Below are 23,513 nucleotides of genomic sequence, written 5' to 3'. Positions count from 1 at the left end.
AAATTAATTTATTGTATTTGAATTTCTATTATCGTATCGATTGTGTCCATTTTGATGCCATTCAAATAAACAAAAGTTCCTTCTGGCTGTTGTGTGAATTTGATTTCTTTTTTGCTGTCCATCAAGTAGCATTTTTTGATTTTTTGCTTCATTTCTGGAATAAAAATGTAATCTGCTTGTTTTGGCGTATTGATGATGTGTGCAAACAAAGTTTTGTCTTTTGCCGTAAATACACCCCAATCTTGTGATTTTATTATGTTGCCTCTTGTTCCGTAAATGCTTTTTCCGTTTTTGTCCATCCAGATTCCTATTTCTTTTAAAGTTTGAACAAATTCGGGCTGAATTGTTCCATCGGCCATTGGCCCTACATTCAGCAGGAAATTCGCGTTCAGACTTGCGGCATTTATCATATAATGCAATAAGTCTTTTGTCGATTTGTATTTTCGGTCATTGATATTGAATCCCCAAGAATTATTCATTGTTTCGCAAGTTTCCAAAGGGAGCTGCGAAATCGATTGTCCTCCAAATCCTGTTGTATTGCCACCAGGCAAATCCTTTTCGAAAGCCTGAAAATCTTCTCCCTGAATAGGCAATAAATGATGATTGTTTGAAATCAAACATTCCGGCTGAATCGAGTGAATCAAAGAATAAATTTCATCATAATGCCAGTTGACTTTTGAAGTTAATGTTTTATCGGTATCATTGTCCAATTGATCCCAGTGACCGTCAAACCAAATACCGCTAATTTTTCCATAATTCGAAAGTATTTCGGTCAATTGTCCTTTCATGAAACGAACGTAGCTGTTCCAGTCACTTTTTTGAGTTCTGCCAGTTCCTTTTCCAGTTTTTCCGGTTTCGTATTGGTAGTCGCTTCTGGTCCAGTCTAAAAGGGAATAGTAACAGAATAATTTGATGCCTTCTTTATGACATTCATCAGCCAATTCTTTTAGCAAATCTCTTTTGAAATGTGTATTTGTAATTTTCCAGTCGGATAATTTAGTGTCAAAATTACTAAAGCCATCATGGTGACGTGTTGTAAAAGTGATGTATTTCATTCCCGCAGCTTTGGCAATACCAACCCATTTTTTTGCATCAAAATCTTGCGGATTAAATACGTTGATCAATCTTCCATATTCCGTTACCTTGATGTTTTGGTTGTTCATAATCCATTCGCCATTTCCAAGAACGCTGTACGGACCAAAATGTATGAACATTCCGAATTTATCATCCTGAAATTCTTGACGACTTTTTAGATTTCCTTCCGTTGGAGTGTAGGTTTGAGCAATTATTGTCGTTAAGCTCATGGTGAAAAACAGCAGGCAAAATGTGATTTTTTTCATTTTTTTTGAAATTAGGTGGTTTGATAGTTAGGTTTTAATAGTGAAAAACTAAAATTAATTCGTTGGTATAATTTTTAACACATAGAAACATAGTTCCTGACTTAATTTGAAAAGGCGTTTCACTTGCATCAACAAACATAGAAAGCTATGTGTTAAAAACTAGTTTCTTTTTGTCTCCTTTTTTTTGGATATAAAATCTATGTTTCTATGTGTTTGTTTTTTTGTGAATTACATATAATCAACAAGTTAATTTTAGTTTTTTCAGAAATTTAAATATAGAAAGACTTCTGCTGAATCAATAAGTCGATTTTATCTAAATTTAATTATCAATTACCTTTCTCCAATCAAAAATCCAGAAACATTCCATGCGCTGCTGCTGGTTCCTTCTGGTTTCCCCATTGGGATAGAAACGCGAATAGTATGTTTTCCAGGAGCTAGATTTCCTAAATCAATTAAATTCGGATTAGTAGTTGTTCCTGGGCACCAATTCGAACGACTCAAATCAGATGATGATAAACCATTGCCAAAGTTACCCGAAGCCGGATTGCTCAATCGATACGAACCACAATCGGTGCGCCATGGCGTAAATCCAAAAACTTCTTTTCCGTCAATGAAAATGGTGTTTTTTTTCTGTAAAAATTCATCGCCATTTTCCCAGCCACCATGTCCAGTTGTAGTGTAACTCAATTTGAAATTTTTATAGCCCTGCGGCACTTCAAATGTCAGTTCCAGCCCTTTTTCATTGTCAAACATAGTTCCGTATTCTTGTCCAGCCATTTCCATTACGTTAAGCGTGTTGAAAAGGGGCAAAATATAATCGGCTTTTGTATTGTTGTCTTCACCCTCATGAATGGTAATATTCAGACTTGCTTTATGCCCGCCTGCATCATAATTTCCAATAAACATACCGATATAAACTTCTTTATTGCTCAATTTTGGTTGCAATAAAGAAATATCCTGACGATATGAAACGCTGTCTTGCCAAACTTTATCTTTTAATTGCAAATAGTTAAAATGTTTTACACCAAAAGGAGTGAAAAAGCGCATCAATTCCAATAAGGGAGTGTATTGATCTGTTGCCGCTACACCTTGGTATTTTTTCCCATTTCCATTTTCATATTGTGGCAATGATTTCACTCCATTTTTTAATCCATCAAGAAAAGATATTTTTTTATCCGTCGGAATCATAAATACAGATCCCGTTCTGTCATAAGCATCGCCATTCGATTGTTGTGTAACGTCAACAAAAATGGCACTTCCTTTTTTTATTTCTGGCAATTTTACTTTTCGTACAATTACTGTTCCGCTGGCAAATCTTAGAATACTGTCGTTAGATTTTGCATCAGATACAAAATGAATTTGCTCTTTGTTAAAAATTGGAATATTGACAAAACGGCTTTTCCATAATAAATCTTTGTAAGTCAATTGATCAACAGCTTGTACCCCCGGAATTTTTAGAATCGAAGGGATTGTTTTTAAAATTTCGATTTTTGATGCCGTAACAACACTGTTTCCATTGCGGATAGTTTCTAAAACTAAACCTAAATCCTGTCCCAAAACTGATGGTCCGCCTTTTAATCCTAAATCATTTGTGTACCAAATTTCGATTTTATTGGAGTTTACTGAAGTTGTTGCTTTTTTGCAGGTATAGTTCAGGATTTTTTTGGTTTCATTGCTGAATTCAAATTTTTGTTTTCCTAATGCTTCAGTATCATTATTAAGAATCGATTTGTTTTTGAGCTGTGCCCATTGCGAAATGGTTTTGGTATTAAAATCAATAAAAGTCTGCTCGTAGGGTAGTGTTGCTTTTTGTTCCAAAATTTTATTGGTCGTTGTCAAACTCAGTTCTTTGGAAGCAAACAAAAATAAAGGATCTTGGTTTTCAGCAATTTTTCCATTATAGCTTCTTTGATAAGTGACTTTTATGGCTTTTGGAGTTTTTTGCCCAAAAGACATTGTCAAGATACAAAAGGCAAGAAATGTAAAAGTAATTTTTTTCATGTTGGTTTGGTTTTGCAATTGCTTCAAATGAGGGCAACGGAAATGTATTAAGTTAAAGGTGTCTAAATCATATTATTTTACTAAATCGATTTAATGAAATAAAATCGAAAAAAGATGAAAAAATCAAAAAATGGTTTTCATTGTTTTTTTTTAAAATTTAAAAATGGGATCTATACTGGAATTTCAGTACGAATTTCGTAAAAGCTAAGGTATGAAATTTTCAGCTCCGATAGGAACATAGTATTGTCTTTTAACTAAAAAAAGTCATTTATTTTATTTCATGTACTGATAATCAATGATTTCTTCTATAACGTTTTAGTACTAAATATATTTTAGTAAAATAGTTTAGTAATCAATGTATTATGATTTTTTAAAAATAATTTTGTTGATAATGAAAAATAGCTACATTTGCGATATGTATGAACATATGAACAAAATACCGTTATTAGATCATGACAGCAAAATCCCATTGCACAAACAAGTAGAGGATTTATTGCGTGAATTGATCAAACATCCCGATTTTAAAAGTGGGAAATTGTTTCCAAAAGAAGTTGATTTGGCCAAACGATGGGGAATTTCCCGGAATACACTTCGCCAAGCAATTGCTGTTTTGGTAAATGAGAAATTATTGGTTCGAAAGAAAGGATCAGGAACGCGCGTTTCTCAAAATCGAATTTCAACAAATCTGAACAATTGGATGAGTTTTACTCATGAAATGGAAGATATGGGATTGGAATTTAAAAATCTTTATTTAAATGTGGAAATCGTTCAGGCTAGTGCTAAAGTAGCCAAACATCTGCAAATCAATGAAGGCGACGATGTGCTTCTTTTGCAACGAACGCGAAGTATTGATGATAGTCCGATGGTTTATTTTGAATCTTATTTCCATCCAAGAATTGGGCTTTCAATTGATGAAAATTTTGAAACGCCTCTTTATGAAATACTTGGTAATAAGTATAACGTAGTTCCAGTTTACTCGCAGGAAGAACTTAAAGCGATCGCAGCGAATAAGCGAATTGCAAGCGTTTTGAAAATTGAAAAAAATCAGCCTGTTTTAGAAAGAAAAAGGGTAGTCCTAGATACCGCCAGAAGGCCAATTGAATATAATATTTGTTATTATCGAAATGATTGGTTTACCTACACGATCGAAATAAAACGCTCAATTTAAATTAATTATTGTTTTCTGTGATGATGTCGGACGCAACATTTTGAGTTCGATTTTTATTGCAGTGAAGAAAAGTAAAATACAATGGCAAAAGAAATTCCCTCCCAAAGAAAAACCACGCAACCATTATTGCCGATAAAAGCAGTTTTAAAAGAAGATGCATCATACAATGTTTTTCCTTCATTTTCTGTCAATTCTGAAATTTTTGTCAGATTTGATTCTTTGGCGGATCAAATTTCGGGTTATAAAACAATTGTTATTGATGGATTTGGAGGTGTTTTGTGGAATAATTTTAGGCAACAACTGAATGCGACTTTGCTTGAAAAAAAGAAAAACGTCCGTTGGTACAATATCGATTCTTGTCTGAAATATTCTGACGAAATCAATAAAATAATTGGGCCAAATCTAAACGGAGATGATCCGGTTTTTGGAAAGAAATATTTAGGTGAACTTTCGGATTTTTTCGATAGTGAAAAATTGCAAGAACTTCAACCTGATGCTTCGGCAGATATTTCTATCGTTTATGGTACGGGAGCTTCTTTGGCAAATTGGCAAGGATTTTTGGTTTATGTGGATGTTCCTAAAAACGAAATTCAATACCGAATGCGAGCAGGGGCCACAAGAAATATCGGTTGTACGACTTCTTTGCCATATTCGCAGATTTATAAAAGATTGTATTTTATCGAATGGCCGGTTTTGAATTTGCATAAAGAGCGTTTGTTGCCAAAAATAGATTTGATTGTTGATGAACAGCGAATTGATGAAATTACTTGGATGCAAGGTGATGATTTCAGAGCAGGAATGGATTTGATGCTTGAAAGCCCAATTCGCGCCCGACCTTGGTTTGAAGCTGGAGTTTGGGGTGGCGATTGGATGAAAAATCATATTGAAGATTTGAATCAGGATGAAGTGAATTATGCTTGGTCATTTGAATTGATAACACCAGAAAACGGAATTGTTTTAGAAGGAAATAATAATTTATTAGAAGTTTCTTTTGATTTTTTGATGTTTCGCGATAATAAAAAGGTTTTAGGAAAAGCGGCAGATCGTTTTGGAAATGATTTCCCAATTCGGTTTGATTATTTAGACACTTTTGATGGAGGAAATCTCTCCGTACAATGTCATCCGCGTCCCGACTATATAAAAGAAAATTTTGGAGAATCTTTTACACAGGATGAAACCTATTATATTCTGGATTGCGAAGATGATGCTGAAGTGTATCTTGGTTTCCAAAATGATATTGATCCAGAAGAATTTAAAAATGCTTTAATCGAATCTCAGGAAAAAGCTGAAGAAATTGACATCTTAAAATATGTTCAGAAATTCAAAGCAAGCAAACACGATTTGTTCTTGATTCCAAACGGAACTATTCATGCTTCGGGCAAGAATAATATGGTTTTAGAAATCAGCAGTACGCCCTATATTTTCACTTTTAAAATGTACGACTGGGTACGACCAGGATTAGATGGAAAACCACGTCCTATTAATATTGACCACGGATTTAAGAATGTCTATTTCGATAGAAAAGGAGAAAGAGTTGCTGATGAATTTATTTCGAAGCAAAATGTTGCCAAAGAATTTTCAAACGGAAGAAAAATGAGTTTGTCAACTCACGAAGAACATTTTTATGCTGTTGACCGCTATGAGTTTACAGGCGAAATCGAAATTGAAACACTCGGACAATGCCATATTTGCATGCTGGTAGAAGGCGATATTGCCGAAGTAAGTTCAGGCAAAACAAGTCAAAATTTTAAATATGGGGAGACTTTTGTAATTCCGGCGAATGTTCCAAAATATAAAATCAATCACAAGAGTGATAAAAAAGCATTTGTAGTAGTTTCCTATGTAAAAGACAGCTGGTGCTAAAAGTCATAAAGTCGCAAGTCAAAAGTCATAAAGTAGAAAAGTGAAACCCTTTTGATTAACAAAATTATTTTAATCAGCCAGAAAAAATAACCTATAAATATTATGAAAACAAAAGAACCAAGCTATTTTATTTCTCTAATAACGCTTATTGCGGCATTGGGTGGTTTTTTATTTGGATTTGACATGGCTGTGGTCAGTGGGATCATTGAGCCTTTAAAATTACAATATCAATTATCGTCTGCTCAGGAAGGATTGTTTGTTTCTTGTGCATTATTGGGCTGTATTGTTGGTGTTGCTTTTTCAGGTTATTTGAGTGATAAAATCGGAAGGAAAAAAGTATTATTTGTGTCTGCGATTTTATTTTTAATTAGTGCCATTGGTTTTGCATTTTCGGAAGCCTATTCTATGCTGATTTTATTTCGCGTACTTGCCGGTATGGGAGTTGGTGTGGCTTCGAATGTGTCGCCACTTTATATTTCAGAAATAGCACCTTCACACAAACGCGGACAGTTAGTTGTTTTTTATCAGCTTGCTATAACTATTGGTGTTCTGGCCGCATACATCAGCAATTTTTTCTTGCAACGATACGCTTCAAGCTACTCTGGAACCGGTCAAGGTTTTCTATATTGGTTGTTTGTAGAAAATGTTTGGCGTGGTATGTTCATCGTTGGAGTTATTCCTGCAGGAGCATTTTGTTTATTGCTGCTTATAGTTCCAGAAAGTCCGCGTTGGTTGGTGCAATTTGGTTTAAACGAAAAAGCTTTTGAAATACTCGATAAAATAAATGGCGCCGAAAAAGCACAACTAGAACTGCATTCTATTAAAGAAATGTCAGGACAAAAATCTGGTGGCATAAAAGAAATGCTTCGTTTGCCTTTGCGAAAACTGCTGGTTTTGGCAATGGTGTTAACAGCTCTGTCTCAATTCAGTGGTATTAATGGTGTGATTTTTTACGGTCCAACTATTTTGAAATCGGCTGGTATTGTGACTAGCGATGCCTTGTTTTATCAGGTTATATTAGGATCTGCCAATGTGCTTTTTACTTTCATTGCAATTTCAAAAGTAGATACTTGGGGACGCAGACCTTTGTATATTATAGGTTCATTATGTGCTGCTTTTGCATTAGCATTAACGGGTTTTTGTTTCCTAATGAACATCACGGGCTGGTTTATGTTGTTTAGTATTATTTTATTCCTATTGTTTTTTGCTTTTTCACTAGGGCCATTAAAATTTGTAATCTCGACTGAAATTTTCCCTACTCACATACGAGGCACGGCTTTATCTATTTGTATTATGACCATGTGGGTGTCTGATTGGCTGGTGAATTTGCTTTTTCCAATGATGAGAGACGGTCTAGGAATAGCAACGACATTTTTTATTTTCTCTTTCTTCTGTATTCTTTCCTTCGTGTACGCAAAAAAGAAATTATTTGAAACAAAAGGAAAAAGCCTTGAAGAGATTGAGAAATCTTGGAATTTGGAACAATAAAAGTTTAATAAGAAGATATATGAAAACAGTTTTAAATAAGATAATCTTACTAGTAGGAGTGTTGTCGATTTTTTCTTGTTCGGAGAAAAAGGACGATTTTAATCCTGCCTCTTGGGTAGATCCGCAAATAGGTTCGGTACACGGACGCTGGTTTTTTTATACGCCGGCTTCACTTCCTTTTGGAATGGCAAAATTAGCGCCACACACCAATGCTTACGGAAGTGGCGGCAGTTGGGCGCCTTGCGGTTACGACGATCGACATCATTCAATTGAAGGTTTTGGACATTTTCATGAATTTCAAATTGGCGGATTGGTTGCGATGCCAGTCACGGGAAAATTACAAACAACTCCTGGAACTCTAGAAAAACCTGAAACTGGCTACCGATCTTCATTTGATAAAAAAGACGAACATGCTGAACCGGGTTATTATTCGGTTTTTTTAAAAGAATATGGCATTAAGGCGGAATTGACAGCAACAGAAAGAGTTGGTTTTCATCGTTATACTTTTCCAGAATCGGCAACATCACGCATTATTTTCGATATCGGGCATCGTCAGGGGGAAAGCAGTGGCGTTACTGAAGCAACAATGAAACTTTCGGGTAAAAATACTTTAGAAGGAACGATAGAAACGTATCCAGAATATTTAAAATTCTGCGATCCTGAAAAACGCGTCAAAATGTATTTTGTAATTCAATTGAGCAAAATGCCAGTGTCTTATGGTTCTTTTGTTGAAGATAAAAGTTTTGGAGGTAAATCTCAAACAAAAGGAATTGGGAACGGAATGTATGTCAATTTTGCTACTAAAAAAGGTGAAATTATAGAAATGCAAGTGGGACTTTCGTACACCAGTATTGAAAATGCAAAATTGAACCTAAAAACGGAAGCTGCAGGACAAACTTTTGATGCTGTAAAAATCGCAGCTCATGAAAAATGGAATGAGAAATTAGGCCGAATCAAGGTTGAAACGAAAGACAGTATCAACAAAGTAAAATTCTACACTGGATTGTATCACGCGCTTTTAGGCCGTGGATTAGCTAGCGATGTGAATGGGAATTACCCGAGACATGATGGAAAAATAGGTCAGATTGCTTTAGATGGCAACGGAAAACCAAAATACAATCATTACAACACTGATGGAATTTGGGGTGGATTTTGGAATTTGGGACAGCTTTGGGCTTTAGCCTATCCAGATTATTTAAGCGAATATATTCAGTCGAATCTTGATTTTGCAAAAGAAACAGGCTGGTTGCATGATGGAGTAGCGGCAGGAGCACATTCAAATGGTGTGCAAACAAATTGTTTTGGATTGATGATCGCGGCAACTTACAATTCAGGAATTCGTGATTTTAATGTTCAAGAAGCTTATCAAATTGCTTATAAAAATGAAACCGGTTATCGAGATCGTCCATTTGGTTCCGGTAAGTATGATTTGGCTTATTTTGTAAAAGAAGGATACATTCCGTCAAAAGATACAACACTTGCCAACGGATGGGTATTTAATTTTGGAGCATCGCATACGCTTGAATTTGCATATACTTCGTACGGAGTTTCACAGTTTGCAAAAGCTTTAGGAAAAAAAGAAGATTATAAAAAACTGAGCAAGCAGGCAGGAAATTGGAAAAACATTTTTGATCCAGAAACTAAATTTATTCGTCCGCGCTATCAGGATGGAAAGTTTATCGAAAATTTTAATCCAATGCAAGCTTGGAGAGGTTTTCAAGAAGCCAATGCTTATCAATATACTTGGTATGTTCCTCAAGATCCTGCCGGATTAATCAAAACATTGGGGGTGGATTTATTCAATAAGCGTTTAGAAACTACTTTTAACGAAAGCCAAAAGTCAACTTTTGGAGGAGGAAACGGAATTGATAGTTTTTCGGGATTAGAAATGCTTTACAACCACGGAAATCAGCCTTGCCTGCATCATTCCTTTCTGTTTAATTATTCAGGTAAACCTTGGCTTACGCAAAAATGGTCCCGCATGATTTGTGATGAATTCTACGGAGCAGAACCACTTCATGGCTATGGATATGGTCAGGACGAAGATCAAGGACAATTAGGCGCGTGGTTCGTAATGGCTTCAATGGGATTATTTGATGTTCAGGGACATGCAGCAATGAATCCAACTTTTCAATTTGGAAGCCCTTTGTTTGATAGAGTAACAGTCAAATTAGATAAAAAATACTATAAAGGTGACGAATTGATAATCGAAGCCAAAAATAATTCGAAGCAAAACAAATACATTCAATCGGCTACTTTCAATGGGAAAAAAGTTGAAAATGCTTGGATAGATAGAAAAAAATTAACCGACGGTGGCGTTTTGCTTTTTGAAATGGGAGCAAAACCGAATACACATTGGGGCGTAAAAACACCACCGCCATCAATGAGTACAAGTAAATAATCTCATTTGTTAGCTTTAACTAAAATCGAAACCATCTATTGCGATAAATCAAATTTTATAAACATGAAAAAAATATTCTCGTCAGCAATGGCATTTGCTTTTGCGCTGACACTTACTGCACAACAACAGACAATTGACAAAAAGCTGTCTGAAAAGATTAAAAATGATCCTTATATTCCTTTTGTAAAAGACAAAGCTCTAGAAGTAATGAAAACCGGAGTTAATGCTGGCGATGGTTATCGAGAAGTTTGGATTCGTGATTATAATACTTTTATTGAACTTGCTGTACAGGTAAGTAAAAAGGAGGCTATAAAAGAAAATCTTTTAGTGTTTTTTAGAATGCAGGGCGAAGATGGAAATATTATTGACGGATATACGCCAAAAGAACAAATTGGAGCGGGCGAAACTGATTTTTCGTATTCTAAATTAGAGCCAAGATATGCTGCCCATAAAAATACGGTAGAAACAGACCAAGAAACTTCATTAGTACAAGCTGTTTATAAATATATTGAGTTAACCGGTGACAAATCAATTTTGACAGAAAAAGTTGGTGACAAAACTGTTGCAAAAAGATTAGAATGGGCAATGGAATTTTTGATGAAGAATCGCTATTCTAAAAAATACGGTCTGATTACAGGAGCAACAACAGCAGATTGGGGTGATGTTCAACCAGAACATGGATGGGGAGTCGATTTAGATAAAAATACTCATTTTGCCATTGATATTTACGACAATGCGATGTTTATTGTGGCATTAAATAACATGATGGAAATGCTTCCTTCGACAAAAAATAAATGGCAAAAAATCAGAAAAGAGGTGGCAAAAAACACACGTACATATCTTTGGGATTCTAAAAAACAAAAATTTATTCCGCATTTATATTTAAATGGATCGCCATTTCCAGCTGATTTTGATGAAAATAATATTTTCTATTTTGGAGGTACAACCGTTGCTATGGAAGCAGGTTTGTTGAGTAGAGAAGAAGTGAAAGCGTCTTTGGATGAAATGGTGAAAAGAGTGAAAGAGGCTGGTGCGCCTTCTATTGGCCTAACGCTTTATCCTCCTTATCCAAATGGCTTTTTTGTGAACAAAATAATGAATCCGGAGTACAGCTATCAAAACGGAGGCGATTGGACTTGGTTTGGTGCAAGAACGATTCAGCAATTAATTAAATACGGTTACATCGAAGAAGCGTATAGAGAAGTGCAGCCAATGCTAAAACGTGTAAAGGATAATAATGGTTTCTACGAATGGTACTCTATAAAAAATGAACCAAGAGGATCAGGAACTTTCAGAGGAGAGGCGGGAGTTTTGTATACAACAATTGTAATGTTTGAAAATCTGACTAAATAAGAATGTGAAAGTGTAGACAATTATAAAATTGTTTCAATAAAAAGGAGATATTGTGTCATGCAGTATCTCTTTTTTGTTTTCCGTAAAGGCAATTGTTACTTAAATTTAGATAAAATCGAATTATTATTTAATGAAAAGTTATTATATCTTTAAATTTCCGAAATTACACAAATAAATTAAGGTATTTTTAAGTTTAATGATCTTATTAAAAGATAGTTATGGTTTTTGAAAATACTTTTTTGTGTTTTTGAATTTTCCTTATCGTTTGCATTGGTAAAACGTTTTAGTGAAAAAGAAATAGATTATGAAATTTTAAATATTGCAATAATGAATTGTTTTAGCACTTACCGATTTATACTGTTTTTTTGTTTTTGCATAGGTATTGCAAATGCGCAACAAAAGACTCCAGCCTATAAAAATCAAGATTTGCCAATAGAGAAAAGGGTAGATGATTTATTGAAACAATTGACGATTGAAGAAAAAATTTCATTATTGGGTTTTGAAAGCAAAGCGGTAAAACGATTGGATATTCCGCAATACAATTGGTGGAACGAATCGCTTCATGGTGTGGCAAGAGCAGGAAAAGCAACTGTTTTTCCACAAGCATTAGGAATGGCGGCGACTTTTAACGATCCTTTGCTTAACGAAGTCGCAAATGCAATTTCTACCGAAGCCAGAGCAAAAAATAATATGGCTGTAGCCAAAGATCGTCGTCTGCAATATATGGGATTGAATTTTTGGTCTCCTAATATTAATATTTTCAGAGATCCACGCTGGGGAAGAGGTCAGGAAACGTATGGTGAAGATCCTTTTCTTACCGGAAAAATGGGAACGGCTTATGTCAAAGGACTGCAAGGAACAGATCCTAAATATATGAAAACAGCAGCGTGTGCAAAACATTTCGCCGTACACAGCGGACCAGAAAAAACAAGACATTCGATTGATGTTATTGTAGATGAAAAAGATTTAAGAGAAACCTATTTATATGCTTTTAAAAAATTGGTTGATGCTAAGGTAGAAACGGTAATGTGTGCTTATAATAGAGTGAATTCAGAACCTTGTTGTACAGGAAAAACACTTTTACAGGATATTTTGCGAAAAGAATGGAAATTCGGAGGACATGTTGTTACCGATTGTTGGGCATTGCAGGATATTTACGAAGGGCATAAAACGCTGCCAAATAGTGTAGCTGTAGCCGCTGAAGCAATTAAACGTGGTGTAAATATGGATTGCAGTGGGCTGTTGCAAAAAGATGCCATCAATGCATTGAATCAAAAATTGATTACGGCCCAAGACATTGATAATGCATTGGCACCAACCTTGAGAACCCAGTTTAAATTAGGATTTTATGATAAAGCCGAGGATAATCCGTATAGAAAATATGGAATCGATAGTATTGCCAATACATACCACAGAAATTTGAGTTTGAAAATGGCAGAGCAAAGTATGGTTTTGCTTAAAAATGGTCAATTTGGCGATAGCAAAACAAAAGTATTGCCTCTGAAAAAAGAAGATTGCAAATCAATTATGATCGTGGGGCCAAATGCGGCTTCACTAGATGCTTTGTTAGGGAACTACCATGGAATTAGCGATAAAGCGGTAAATTTTGTGGAAGGAATTGCAGGCGCCGTTGATCCAGACACGCGAGTAGAATATGACATGGGTTGTGATTTTGCTAATACCACTGATTTTGGCGGTGTTTGGGCTGCATCAATGGCAAATGTTACCATTGCAGTTATTGGTTTTACGCCAGTTTATGAAGGTGAAGAAGGCGACGCATTTTTAGCTGACGGAAAAGGCGACAGAAAAAATATGGATCTTCCTGCATCGCATATTGCCTATATAAAAGCACTTCGAAAAGGCACAAAAACACCTCTTATAGCAGTAGTTACTGGAGGAAGCGCTGTTGATATTTCAGCAATTGAACCTTATGTTGATGCTATTGTTTTTGCTTGGTATCCGGGCGAGCAAGGCGGAACCGCTTTGGCTAATCTTCTTTTTGGCAAATCTTCTCCATCTGGTCATTTGCCTGTTACTTTTTACAAATCTTTCAGTGATTTGCCAGATTACAATAGCTATGCAATGAAAGGCAGAACGTATCGCTATTTTGACAAAGAAGTGCAATATCCTTTTGGTTTTGGATTAAGTTATTCTTCTTTTGGCTACAATTGGGTTCAACAGCCTAAAGCAGTCAAAATGAGTTCGGATAAAGTTTCAATGCAAATCGAAATCTTTAATACGGGGCAATATGATGCAGATGAAGTAGCTCAAGTCTATGTAGAATATCCAAATATGGATCGAAAGCCGATAAAAGAACTGAAAGCTTTTAAACGTGTTTCTTTAGTTAAAGGAAAATCAAAAACAATCACTTTGGAAATTCCAGTAGAAGAACTTCAAAAATGGGACGATACGACAAAACAATTTAAAATTTATGAAGGAAACTACAAATTGAAAATCGGATCAAATTCAAGAGATACTATGTTGGAAGGCAGTTTTGAAATTTTAAAGTAAAACAAGGCATAAAAAAAAATCAAAAAACATTGGCTTGAATATTCTTGCCGAAAAACAAAACAAAAAAATGAATAAAAATATCAAAACCGCATTTTTTACACTTTTAGGGTTTTGTTGTCTGCAAATGCACAGTCAGACAACAAAACAAAATTTGACACAATATGTAGATCCTTATATTGGAACAGGATTTCATGGTCACGTTTTTATGGGAGCCAATGTTCCGTTTGGGGGCGTTCAATTAGGGCCAGTGAATATTTCACAGGGTTGGGACTGGTGTTCGGGTTATCATTATTCTGATCCAACTATTATTGGGTTTTCGCACACACATTTGAGCGGCACCGGAATTGGAGATCTTGGAGATTTCCTTTTTATGCCCGCTATTGGCAAAGTGAATTTGAAAAAAGGAACCGCAAAAGACATGGTAAATGGCTATATCTCAGATTTTGATCATAAAGATGAAAAGGCAAAACCTGGATATTATTCGGTTATTTTAAAGAAAAACAAAATTAAAGCCGAAATGACTGCTACTGAACGAGTAGGTTTTCAAAAATATACTTTTCCAGCTTCAGATCAATCGCATATTGTTTTGGATTTAGTAGAAGGAATTGGCTGGGATAGAGCTGTTGATACTTATATCCGAGTAAAAAATGATACTTTAATTGAAGGTTATCGTTTCTCAAAAGGATGGGCGAATGATCAACGAATTTATTTTGCAGCAGTTTTATCAAAACCAGCAAAAAAAATCCAATTGTATGACAATACAAGAGAGATGATCAATAAAGTGGTAGTTGGAGACAGCTCAAAAGCGGTTATTCACTTTTCGACTTCAAAAGATGAAGTGATTAAGATTAAAGTCGGTATTTCGCCAGTAAGTACTGAAAATGCTTTAATGAATATCAAAAAAGAAATTTCAGATTGGGATTTCGAAAAAGTGGCGAAACAAGCAGATGAAAAATGGAATAAAGAATTAGGCAAAATGGCTGTAAAATCAGCTGATCCTGCTAAAATGAAAATCTTCTATACCGCTTTGTACCATACTATGATTGCGCCTTCCATTTTTAATGATAGCAATGGCGATTATTATGGTACAGATAAACAAGTTCACAGAGCGGCAGGATTTACCAATTTGACTACTTTTTCATTATGGGATACATATAGAGGTGCAAATCCTTTATTTACGCTAACACAGACAGAAAAAGTTTCAGACATGATCAATTCGATGTTGGCAATTTATAAAGAATCGGGCCATCTTCCAGTTTGGCATTTAATGGGCAACGAAACGTATTGTATGCCAGGAAACAGCGCCATTCAAATTGTAGCTGATGCGTATTTAAAAGGAATAAAAGGTATTGATGGCGACTTGGCTTTTGAAGCTGTAAAAGCAACAGCGATGCAAGATGACCGCGGAGTTAATTTTGTGAAAAAGCTAGGCTATATTCCGGGAGATAGTTTGAGAGAATCAGTTTCTTATGGATTGGAATATGCAATTTCTGATGGTGCTATTGCCGCAATGGCAAAAAAAATGGGAAAAACAGAAGACTATAATTACTTCTTTAACCGTTCAAAAGCCTATAAAAAATATTTTGATCCTTCAGTTGGTTTTGTACGAGCAAAGTTAAGCGATACAGTATGGAGAACGCCTTTTGATCCGTTTAAGTCAATACATGAAAAAGGTGATTTTTCTGAAGGAAATGCTTGGCAATATACTTGGTTAGTACCGCAAGATGTTGAAGGACTTATTGCCTTGTTGGGAGGTGAAAAACCATTTGCGAAAAAACTGGATACTTTATTCACGATTTCCGGTGATATGGGTAAAGAAGCGTCGAGCGATATTACCGGTTTAATCGGGCAATATGCACACGGGAATGAACCAAGTCATCACATTACATACTTATATAATTTTGTGGGTCAACCTTGGAAAACTGCTGAAAAAGTGCGTTACATTGTAGATAATTTATATAGCGACAAACCAGATGGATTATGCGGAAATGAAGATGTTGGACAAATGTCGGCATGGTATGTTTGGAACGCGATGGGAATGTATTCTGCAAATCCTTACAACGGAGTTTATTGCATAGGAAGTCCTTCAATGGATGAATCGGTTTTAAAGCTGGCTGACGGAAAAACGTTTACAGTAAAAGCTTTAAACAACAGCTCAAAAAACATCTACATTCAAAAAGCAACATTAAACGGTAAAGAATATACGAAAAGTTATATTCTTCATGCTGATGTTATGAAAGGTGGCGAATTGATATTTACAATGGGAGCAAAACCTTCTAAAACTTGGGGAATTTCGTCTAAAGACAGACCTTATTCTGAAAGTAAATAAAAAATAATGAAGTAAAGAAATTCCAAATCCCAAATTCCAGTTTAAAAGCTTGGAATTTGGGATTTATTTTATTGACCATATTCTTTTCAGAAAGCGATATTTTTTATTTCTCTTTTTTCCAGAATTGACAATTAATGATTAAACAAGGACAATATTGAATTAATACATATACTTCAGATATAGTATTTTTATATTTCCAAATAACCACAATTTTAATAAAAAACATATGGCTTTACTAACTGAATTGGATGTGCAAAAAAAGGTGTCTTCTCAAGAGAATAAGAAATGGTTGTTTCCTTTTATATTGGTTACGAGCCTTTTCTTTTTCTGGGGTTTTGTACACAACCTAGACCCAATACTTATTCCACATTTGAGGAAAGCGTTCAATCTTACCGATTTAGAATCTTCTTTAATCGATTCTTCTGTATTTGTGGCTTATTTTGTTATGGCTTTGCCTGCCGGATATATAATGAGAAAATACGGTTATAAATCGGGTATTATGATCGGGTTGGTTATGTTTGGGATTGGCTCAATCTTGTTTGTGCCTGCGGCTAATTCGCTTCAGTATATTTACTTTTTAGGCGCCTTGTTTGTTATTGCCTGCGGACTTACTTTTTTAGAAACAGCAGCAAATCCATATGTTACCATTTTAGGTCCATCGGAAACAGCAACCAAAAGATTAAATTTCTCACAATCGTTTAACGGACTTGCCGCTTTTATTGCGCCTGCCTATGTGGGGCCAATGATTTTATCTGGAAAAAATCTAACGCAAGCAGAAATGGATGCTATGGCTCCAGCAGACTTGCATGCTTATATTTTAGAAGAAGCCGCAAGCGTAAAAATGCCTTATTTAATTTTAGGATTAATTATTCTTTCAGTGGCATTGGTTTTCTATTTTACCAATATGCCCGATGTGAAAGATGAAGATAAAGAGGGAGCTGAAGGCGCTAGTTTTTCAGGCGCTTTAAAGTCAATGCGCTTGCGTTGGGGAATTTTAGCACAGTTTTTCTATGTTGGAGCACAAGTTTGTGTAGGTAGTTTTTTTATAAAAATGGCAACCACTTCTGCAGGTCTTGGCGAAGGTGTAGCAGCTAAATATTTAGGTTTCTTTGGTCTGGCATTTATGTTAGGGCGTTTTGCAGGGACATTTTTCATGCAATATATTAAACCAAGAAAATTATTGATCATTTACGCCATCATTAATATTTTCTTATCCTTAGTGGCCATTTTTGGATCAGGAATGATTGTGGTTTATACTTTAATAGCAATTGCCTTTTTTATGAGTATTATGTTTCCAACGATCTTTTCAATGGGAATCGACGGACTTGGACATAATACCAAAATAGGATCTTCATTGATTGTAATGGCTATTGTTGGAGGAGCTTTACTTCCTCCGGTTTTAGGATTGATTTCAGATATTACGGGAAGCATTCAATATGGTTATGTGGTGCCACTAACTTGTTTTTTGGTAATACTATTGTTTGCATTTAACGGACATAAAACAAATAAAGCATAAATTCTATTTATATAATATGTTAGAAAACGGAGTTAAAAGATTGGTGATAAAAATGCATCCAGCTGATAATGTTTTGGTTGCCTTAACTGATTTAGCAAAAGGAGAAATAGTAAATTTTGAAGGACAAAATTATGTTCTGACGGATACTATAAAAGCAAAACATAAATTTTATACAACAGATTTAAAACAAGGTTCTGAAATCACGATGTATGGGGTTTTGGTAGGGAAGGTTCAAAGCGATGTTGCAAAAGGAAGTTTGATGACCACTGAAAATCTAAAGCATGCAGCTGAACCCTATCAATATCGCGAGGTTGATTTCGAATGGCAGGCACCAGATGTTTCGAAATATCAAAACAGGACTTTTAATGGATACAGAAGAAGTGATGGCCGTGTTGGAACAGCAAATTACTGGTTGTTTATACCAACAGTATTTTGCGAAAACCGAAATCTGGATGTCATTCGCGAAGCGCTTCATAATGAATTAGGATATTCAGTGAGTGATAAGTACACGCAATACACACATTATTTGCTTGAAGCTTATAAAAACGGAGAAGATTTGGACTCAATTGATGTTCAAATGACTCCAACAGAAAATGCAAATCGAGTATTTAAAAATGTTGACGGAATCAAATTCCTGAATCATCAAGGTGGTTGCGGGGGTACACGTCAGGATGCGGCTACTTTGAGTGCTTTATTGGCTTCTTACGCAAATCATCCAAACGTTGCCGGAATTACTTTATTAAGCTTGGGTTGTCAGCATTTGCAAATTCAGGATTTTGTCAATGATGTAAAAAAACAAAATCCAGCATTTGATAAACCATTATTGATTTTTGAACAACAACAAGCAAAAAGTGAAGAACAATTGGTTGCTGATGCAATCAAAAAAACATTCGAAGGGTTAATTGAAATAAATAAATTCGAAAGAACTCCAGCACCTTTAAGCGAATTATGTTTGGGTGTGAAATGTGGAGGAAGTGATGGCTTTAGTGGTGTTTCTGCAAATCCTGCTGTTGGTTATACTTCTGATTTGCTTGTGGCTTTAGGTGGAAAAGTGCTTTTGGCTGAATTCCCTGAGTTGTGTGGTGTAGAACAAAATTTGATTGATCGTTGTACAAACGAAGAAGTAGCGACAAAATTCATTGATTTAATGCAGTCTTACGATGCATTGGCACATAAAGTGGGATCAGGTTTTCATATGAATCCATCGCCAGGAAACATCAAAGACGGATTAATTACTGACGCCATAAAAAGTGCAGGAGCGGCCAAAAAAGGAGGAACTGCACCAGTTGTAGATGTTTTAGACTACACAGAACCAGCAACAAAAGCAGGTTTGAGTTTGGTTTGTACACCTGGAAATGATGTTGAAGCAACGACAGGAAAAGCAGCTTCAGGAGCGACATTAATATTATTTACGACAGGATTAGGAACACCAACAGGAAACCCAATTTGTCCGGTTATTAAAGTGGCGACAAATTCGGTGTTGGCAAAAAGAATGAGTGATATCATTGATATTGACTGTGGCCCGATTATTAGCGGAGAAAAATCAATTGAAGAAATGGGAGAAGATATTTTGGAATATTGCATCAAAGCGGCAAGTGGCGAAATTATTCCAAAAGCAGTTTCTTTGAATCAAGATGATTTTATTCCATGGAAACGTGGTGTATCTTTGTAAAAATGAATTTCTTATAAAGAAAAATTGAATGTCTAAAATGCTGGTTTGAAAAGGTATTAATGCTGAATTTTCAAATCTTTAAAAATTAAAAATATGTTTTCATTACAAAATAAAAAAGCAGTAGTTACAGGTGGTGGAAGTGGAATTGGAAAAGCGATTTCTGCCTTATTTGCAAAACAGGGAGCCGAAGTTCATATTATTGAATTAACGGAAGAAAGTGCTAAAGACGCTGTTGCAGAAATTACAGCTGCTGGCGGAAAAGTATTTTCTCATGCTTGTAATGTGGCTAATCAAAAGGAAATAATAGCAACATTTGAAAAAATTGGAAATATTCAGATTTTGGTAAATAATGCGGGCATCGCCCACGTTGGAAAAGTTGATAACACAGCTGAAGAAGATTTTGACCGAATTATGAATGTCAATGTAAAAGGCGTGTACAATTGTTTGCATGGCGCTATTCCGCATTTAAGAGCATCGGGTGGTGGCGTTATTTTAAATATGGCCTCGATTGCGGCTTGGGTCGGCATTCCGGATCGGTTTGCTTATTCAACAGCTAAAGGAGCGGTAATGGCAATGACTTTATCAGTCGCAAAAGATTATATGGCAGAAAATATTCGTTGTAATTCGATTTCTCCGGCAAGGGTTCACACACCTTTTGTAGATGGATTTATTTCTAAAAATTATCCAGGTAAAGAAGCTGAAATGTTCGAAAAATTATCAAAAACACAACCAATTGGCCGTATGGCGAAACCAGATGAGGTGGCGGCTTTGGCATTATTCTTATGCAGTGAAGAATCTGGATTTGTAACGGGTTGCGATTATCCTCTTGATGGTGGATTTATTAAATTGAACAATTAAATTACATGAAAATTGCCCTATTCATACCGTGCTATATTGACCAGTTTTATCCAAAAGTGGGTATTGCCACTTTGCAATTGCTGAAAAAGTTAGGGTGTGATGTTGAATTTCCTTTAGAGCAAACTTGTTGTGGACAGCCTATGGCCAACAGTGGTTTTGCAAGTTTAAGCAAAGGTTGTGATGTGAATTTTGTTAAAAATTTTTCAGGATTTGATTATATCGTTGCGCCTTCGGGAAGTTGTGTTTTACATGTAAAAGAGCATCTGAAAGATGATACAAATCCAATAGAAGCAGAGCAAATTCGTAATAATGTTTATGAACTAACAGAGTTTCTTACCGATGTTCTAAAAGTAAAAAGTCTGAAAGCAAAATTCCCTTATAAAGTTGGATTGCATAATAGCTGCCATGGACAAAGAGGATTGCATCTTTCTTCAATGACTGAAAGAATGCTTCCTGAGTTTTCCAAGCCAGAGCAATTGCTGAGTATGGTGGAAGGAATTGAACTCAGAAAACCAAAACGGAATGATGAATGTTGTGGTTTTGGAGGAACTTTTTGTGTTTTTGAAGAAGCCGTAAGCGTTAAAATGGGAAAAGACCGAATTCAAGAACATGAAGTTAATGATGTTGATTTTATTACTGGTGGAGATACAAGCTGCCTGATGCATTTGGAAGGTTTGTTGAAACGAAAAGGAAGTAAAGTGCAAACCATTCATATTGCTGAAATATTGAATAGTAGTTTATAATATTTGCGAAGTAATGAATAAAATTAAATTAGCAGCACTTTTAGTAATTGTTTTATTTAATACCTCTGGTTCTTTTGCACAGAAGAATCCAGATATAAAACTATGGTACAAGGAACCTGCCAAAAAATGGTCTGCAGAAGCTTTGCCAATTGGAAATGGACGATTGGGCGCTATGTTTTTTGGAGGAGTAGAACGTGAAATTATTCAGTTTAACGAACAAAGCCTTTGGTCGGGCGACAATAACTGGGATGGTGAATACGAAACAGGCGATCACGGCTTTGGTTCGTATCGTAACTTTGGAGACATCACAATTGATTTTACAGACAAAAGTGCTTATTCTAATTATTCTCGTTCCCTTAATATTTCAACTGGAATTCATCAAACTAATTTTACTCAGAATAATATAAAAATTAGCCGTGAAGGTTTTGCCAGTTATCCGGATCAGGTAATGGTTTTTGAATATAAAACCAATGTAAAAAAGGGTTTCTCAGGAACGATTTCGCTGCATTCTGCTCAAGGTGCAATAAGTAAAGCAGCTATAAACAGTTTAAGTTTTATTGGCGAAATGCCAAATAAACTGAAATATGCAGCCAAACTTTTAGTACAAAACAATGGAGGGAAAATACGTTTTGAAGGCGACAAATTGATCTTTGAAAATTGTAATGCATTGACATTGATTTTAGATGCCAGAACAAATTATAAAGCCGATTTTAAATCAGATTGGCGAGGAGAAGACCCAATGCCGCGTATTGAAAAAGAAATAGCTGCAGCTAAAGCCAAAGGTTATGAAAAACTGAAAGCAACTCATATAAAAGATTTGAATTCGCTGCTTTCGCGAGTATATCTCAATATTGGAAATGCCGATGCAGCAACTTCTGTTTTACCTACAGATGAACGTTTAAAAAAATACGCAGCCGGCGGCGTTGATCCCGATTTAGAAGAAACGATGTTTCAGTATGGGCGCTATTTATTAGCAAGCAGTTCTCGTCGTGGAGGCTTGCCAGCCAATTTGCAAGGTTTATGGAACGATAGCAATACACCTGCATGGGCAAGTGATTACCACAATAATATCAATATACAAATGAATTATTGGGGAGTCGAATCGACTAATTTATCAGAGTGTCATTTGCCATTGATTGATTTTATCGTTGCTGCTCAGGAACCGTGTCGTATTGCGACTCGCAGAGCTTTTGGAGAAAAAACACGTGGCTGGACAGCCCGAACAAGTCAAAATATATTTGGTGGAAATGGCTGGGAATGGAACATTCCTGCCAGCGCTTGGTATGCACAACATGTCTATGAACATTGGGCATTTACTAAGGACAATTATTATTTACGCCAAACTGCATATCCCATTATTAAAGAAGTTTGCGAATATTGGGAAGATAATTTGAAAACAATGCCAAATGGTCAATTAATGGTTCCAAATGGCTGGTCGCCGGAACATGGGCCACGAGAAGATGGCGTAATGATGGATCAACAGTTGGTTTGGGATTTATTTCAAAATTATTTGGATGCAGCGAAAGCACTTAATATCGATGCTGATTATCAAAAAAAAGTATTAGATATGCAATCTCGCTTGGCTCCAAATAAAATTGGAAAATGGGGACAATTGCAAGAATGGCAAGTAGATCGCGATGATCCAAATGATGAACACCGTCATACATCACATCTTTTTGGGGTATATCCGGGGCGTCAAATTAGTAGTTCTGTAACGCCGGAACTGGCTAAAGGAGCGATTCTTTCTTTACGCAGCCGAAGCGGAAATTTCGGAAAAAATGAGAACACACCTTTTACAGTTGAATCTACTGTTGGTGATAGCCGCCGTTCCTGGACTTGGCCTTGGCGTTGCGCAATTTGGGCACGTTTGGGCGAAGGAGATCGCGCAGAAATCATGATCCGCGGATTGCTGACTTACAATACATTGCCTAATTTATTTTGCAATCATCCACCGTTTCAACTCGATGGTAATTTTGGAATTACCGCTGCAATGGCGGAAATGCTTATCCAAAGTCAAACTGAAAAAATTCAATTGCTTCCGGCACTTCCTAAGAATTGGAAAGATGGCGATGTAAAAGGTTTATGTGCCAGAGGTGGATTTGAAATTGATATGAAATGGAAAGAAGGAAAGTTGGTGAATGCAAAAGTATTTTCAAAAACAGGTGGGGTATGTAAATTGCAAAACGGCAAAAATAATATTGAAATTAGTACACAGGCTGGTAAAATTTATACGTTTAATGCTGAATTGAAAGAGATTCTTAAAAAATAAT

14 protein-coding genes are annotated in these 23,513 nt (G+C 35.7%); 12 read left to right on the top strand and 2 right to left on the bottom strand.

Features of this window, described 5'->3' with window-relative positions; all coding sequences use genetic code 11:
- Positions 1 to 8 precede the first annotated feature (8 nt).
- Both H600_RS0104295 and H600_RS0104290 read right to left on the bottom strand, forming a co-directional pair.
- Complete coding sequence (locus H600_RS0104295) at positions 9 to 1,340, bottom strand: alpha-L-fucosidase (protein ID WP_026727636.1); 1,332 nt, start codon at positions 1,338 to 1,340, stop codon at positions 9 to 11.
- A 330-nt stretch (positions 1,341 to 1,670) separates the two neighbouring features.
- Positions 1,671 to 3,341 (bottom strand): GLPGLI family protein, encoded by a 1,671-nt coding sequence (locus H600_RS0104290; RefSeq protein ID WP_026727635.1) that lies wholly within the window; start codon positions 3,339 to 3,341, stop codon positions 1,671 to 1,673.
- 391 nt (positions 3,342 to 3,732) lie between these two features.
- Here H600_RS0104290 and H600_RS0104285 point away from each other — a divergent pair, with 391 nt between their 5' ends.
- From H600_RS0104285 to H600_RS21820, 12 genes are all read left to right on the top strand, one after another.
- Positions 3,733 to 4,509, top strand: a complete 777-nt coding sequence (locus H600_RS0104285) for a GntR family transcriptional regulator (RefSeq protein WP_209320114.1) — start codon at positions 3,733 to 3,735, stop codon at positions 4,507 to 4,509.
- 81 nt (positions 4,510 to 4,590) lie between these two features.
- The gene (locus tag H600_RS0104280) at positions 4,591 to 6,372 is read left to right on the top strand and encodes a class I mannose-6-phosphate isomerase (protein ID WP_051234364.1); all 1,782 of its coding nucleotides are present in this window, start codon (positions 4,591 to 4,593) and stop codon (positions 6,370 to 6,372) included.
- A 102-nt stretch (positions 6,373 to 6,474) separates the two neighbouring features.
- Positions 6,475 to 7,860: a sugar porter family MFS transporter gene (locus tag H600_RS0104275; protein ID WP_051234363.1), complete on the top strand. Its 1,386-nt coding sequence runs from the start codon at positions 6,475 to 6,477 to the stop codon at positions 7,858 to 7,860.
- Between the two features lie 19 nt (positions 7,861 to 7,879).
- Positions 7,880 to 10,261, top strand: coding sequence for a GH92 family glycosyl hydrolase (locus H600_RS0104270; RefSeq protein WP_026727631.1), 2,382 nt, complete (start codon positions 7,880 to 7,882; stop codon positions 10,259 to 10,261).
- A gap of 63 nt (positions 10,262 to 10,324) precedes the next feature.
- The gene (locus H600_RS0104265) at positions 10,325 to 11,614 is read left to right on the top strand and encodes a glucosidase family protein (RefSeq protein WP_026727630.1); all 1,290 of its coding nucleotides are present in this window, start codon (positions 10,325 to 10,327) and stop codon (positions 11,612 to 11,614) included.
- A 327-nt stretch (positions 11,615 to 11,941) separates the two neighbouring features.
- A complete protein-coding gene (locus H600_RS21825; protein ID WP_051234376.1) occupies positions 11,942 to 14,125 on the top strand; it encodes a glycoside hydrolase family 3 N-terminal domain-containing protein in 2,184 nt (727 codons plus the stop codon).
- Positions 14,126 to 14,192: 67 nt separating this feature from the next.
- Complete coding sequence (locus H600_RS0104255; RefSeq protein ID WP_157509874.1) at positions 14,193 to 16,454, top strand: GH92 family glycosyl hydrolase; 2,262 nt, start codon at positions 14,193 to 14,195, stop codon at positions 16,452 to 16,454.
- Between the two features lie 226 nt (positions 16,455 to 16,680).
- The gene (gene fucP, locus H600_RS0104245) at positions 16,681 to 17,970 is read left to right on the top strand and encodes an L-fucose:H+ symporter permease (RefSeq protein ID WP_026727628.1); all 1,290 of its coding nucleotides are present in this window, start codon (positions 16,681 to 16,683) and stop codon (positions 17,968 to 17,970) included.
- Between the two features lie 16 nt (positions 17,971 to 17,986).
- Positions 17,987 to 19,642 (top strand): UxaA family hydrolase, encoded by a 1,656-nt coding sequence (locus H600_RS0104240; protein ID WP_026727627.1) that lies wholly within the window; start codon positions 17,987 to 17,989, stop codon positions 19,640 to 19,642.
- Positions 19,643 to 19,735: 93 nt separating this feature from the next.
- Positions 19,736 to 20,500, top strand: a complete 765-nt coding sequence (locus H600_RS0104235; RefSeq protein ID WP_026727626.1) for an SDR family NAD(P)-dependent oxidoreductase — start codon at positions 19,736 to 19,738, stop codon at positions 20,498 to 20,500.
- Between the two features lie 5 nt (positions 20,501 to 20,505).
- Complete coding sequence (locus H600_RS0104230; RefSeq protein WP_026727625.1) at positions 20,506 to 21,243, top strand: (Fe-S)-binding protein; 738 nt, start codon at positions 20,506 to 20,508, stop codon at positions 21,241 to 21,243.
- Positions 21,244 to 21,256: 13 nt separating this feature from the next.
- Positions 21,257 to 23,512, top strand: a complete 2,256-nt coding sequence (locus H600_RS21820) for a glycoside hydrolase family 95 protein (RefSeq protein ID WP_051234362.1) — start codon at positions 21,257 to 21,259, stop codon at positions 23,510 to 23,512.
- Position 23,513 lies beyond the last annotated feature (1 nt).

The sequence above is a fragment of the Flavobacterium denitrificans DSM 15936 genome, from assembly GCF_000425445.1.
Lineage (GTDB): Bacteria > Bacteroidota > Bacteroidia > Flavobacteriales > Flavobacteriaceae > Flavobacterium > Flavobacterium denitrificans.
The sequence above is the reverse complement of the archived record's forward strand: the minus strand, read 5'-3'. Positions and strand labels throughout refer to the sequence as shown.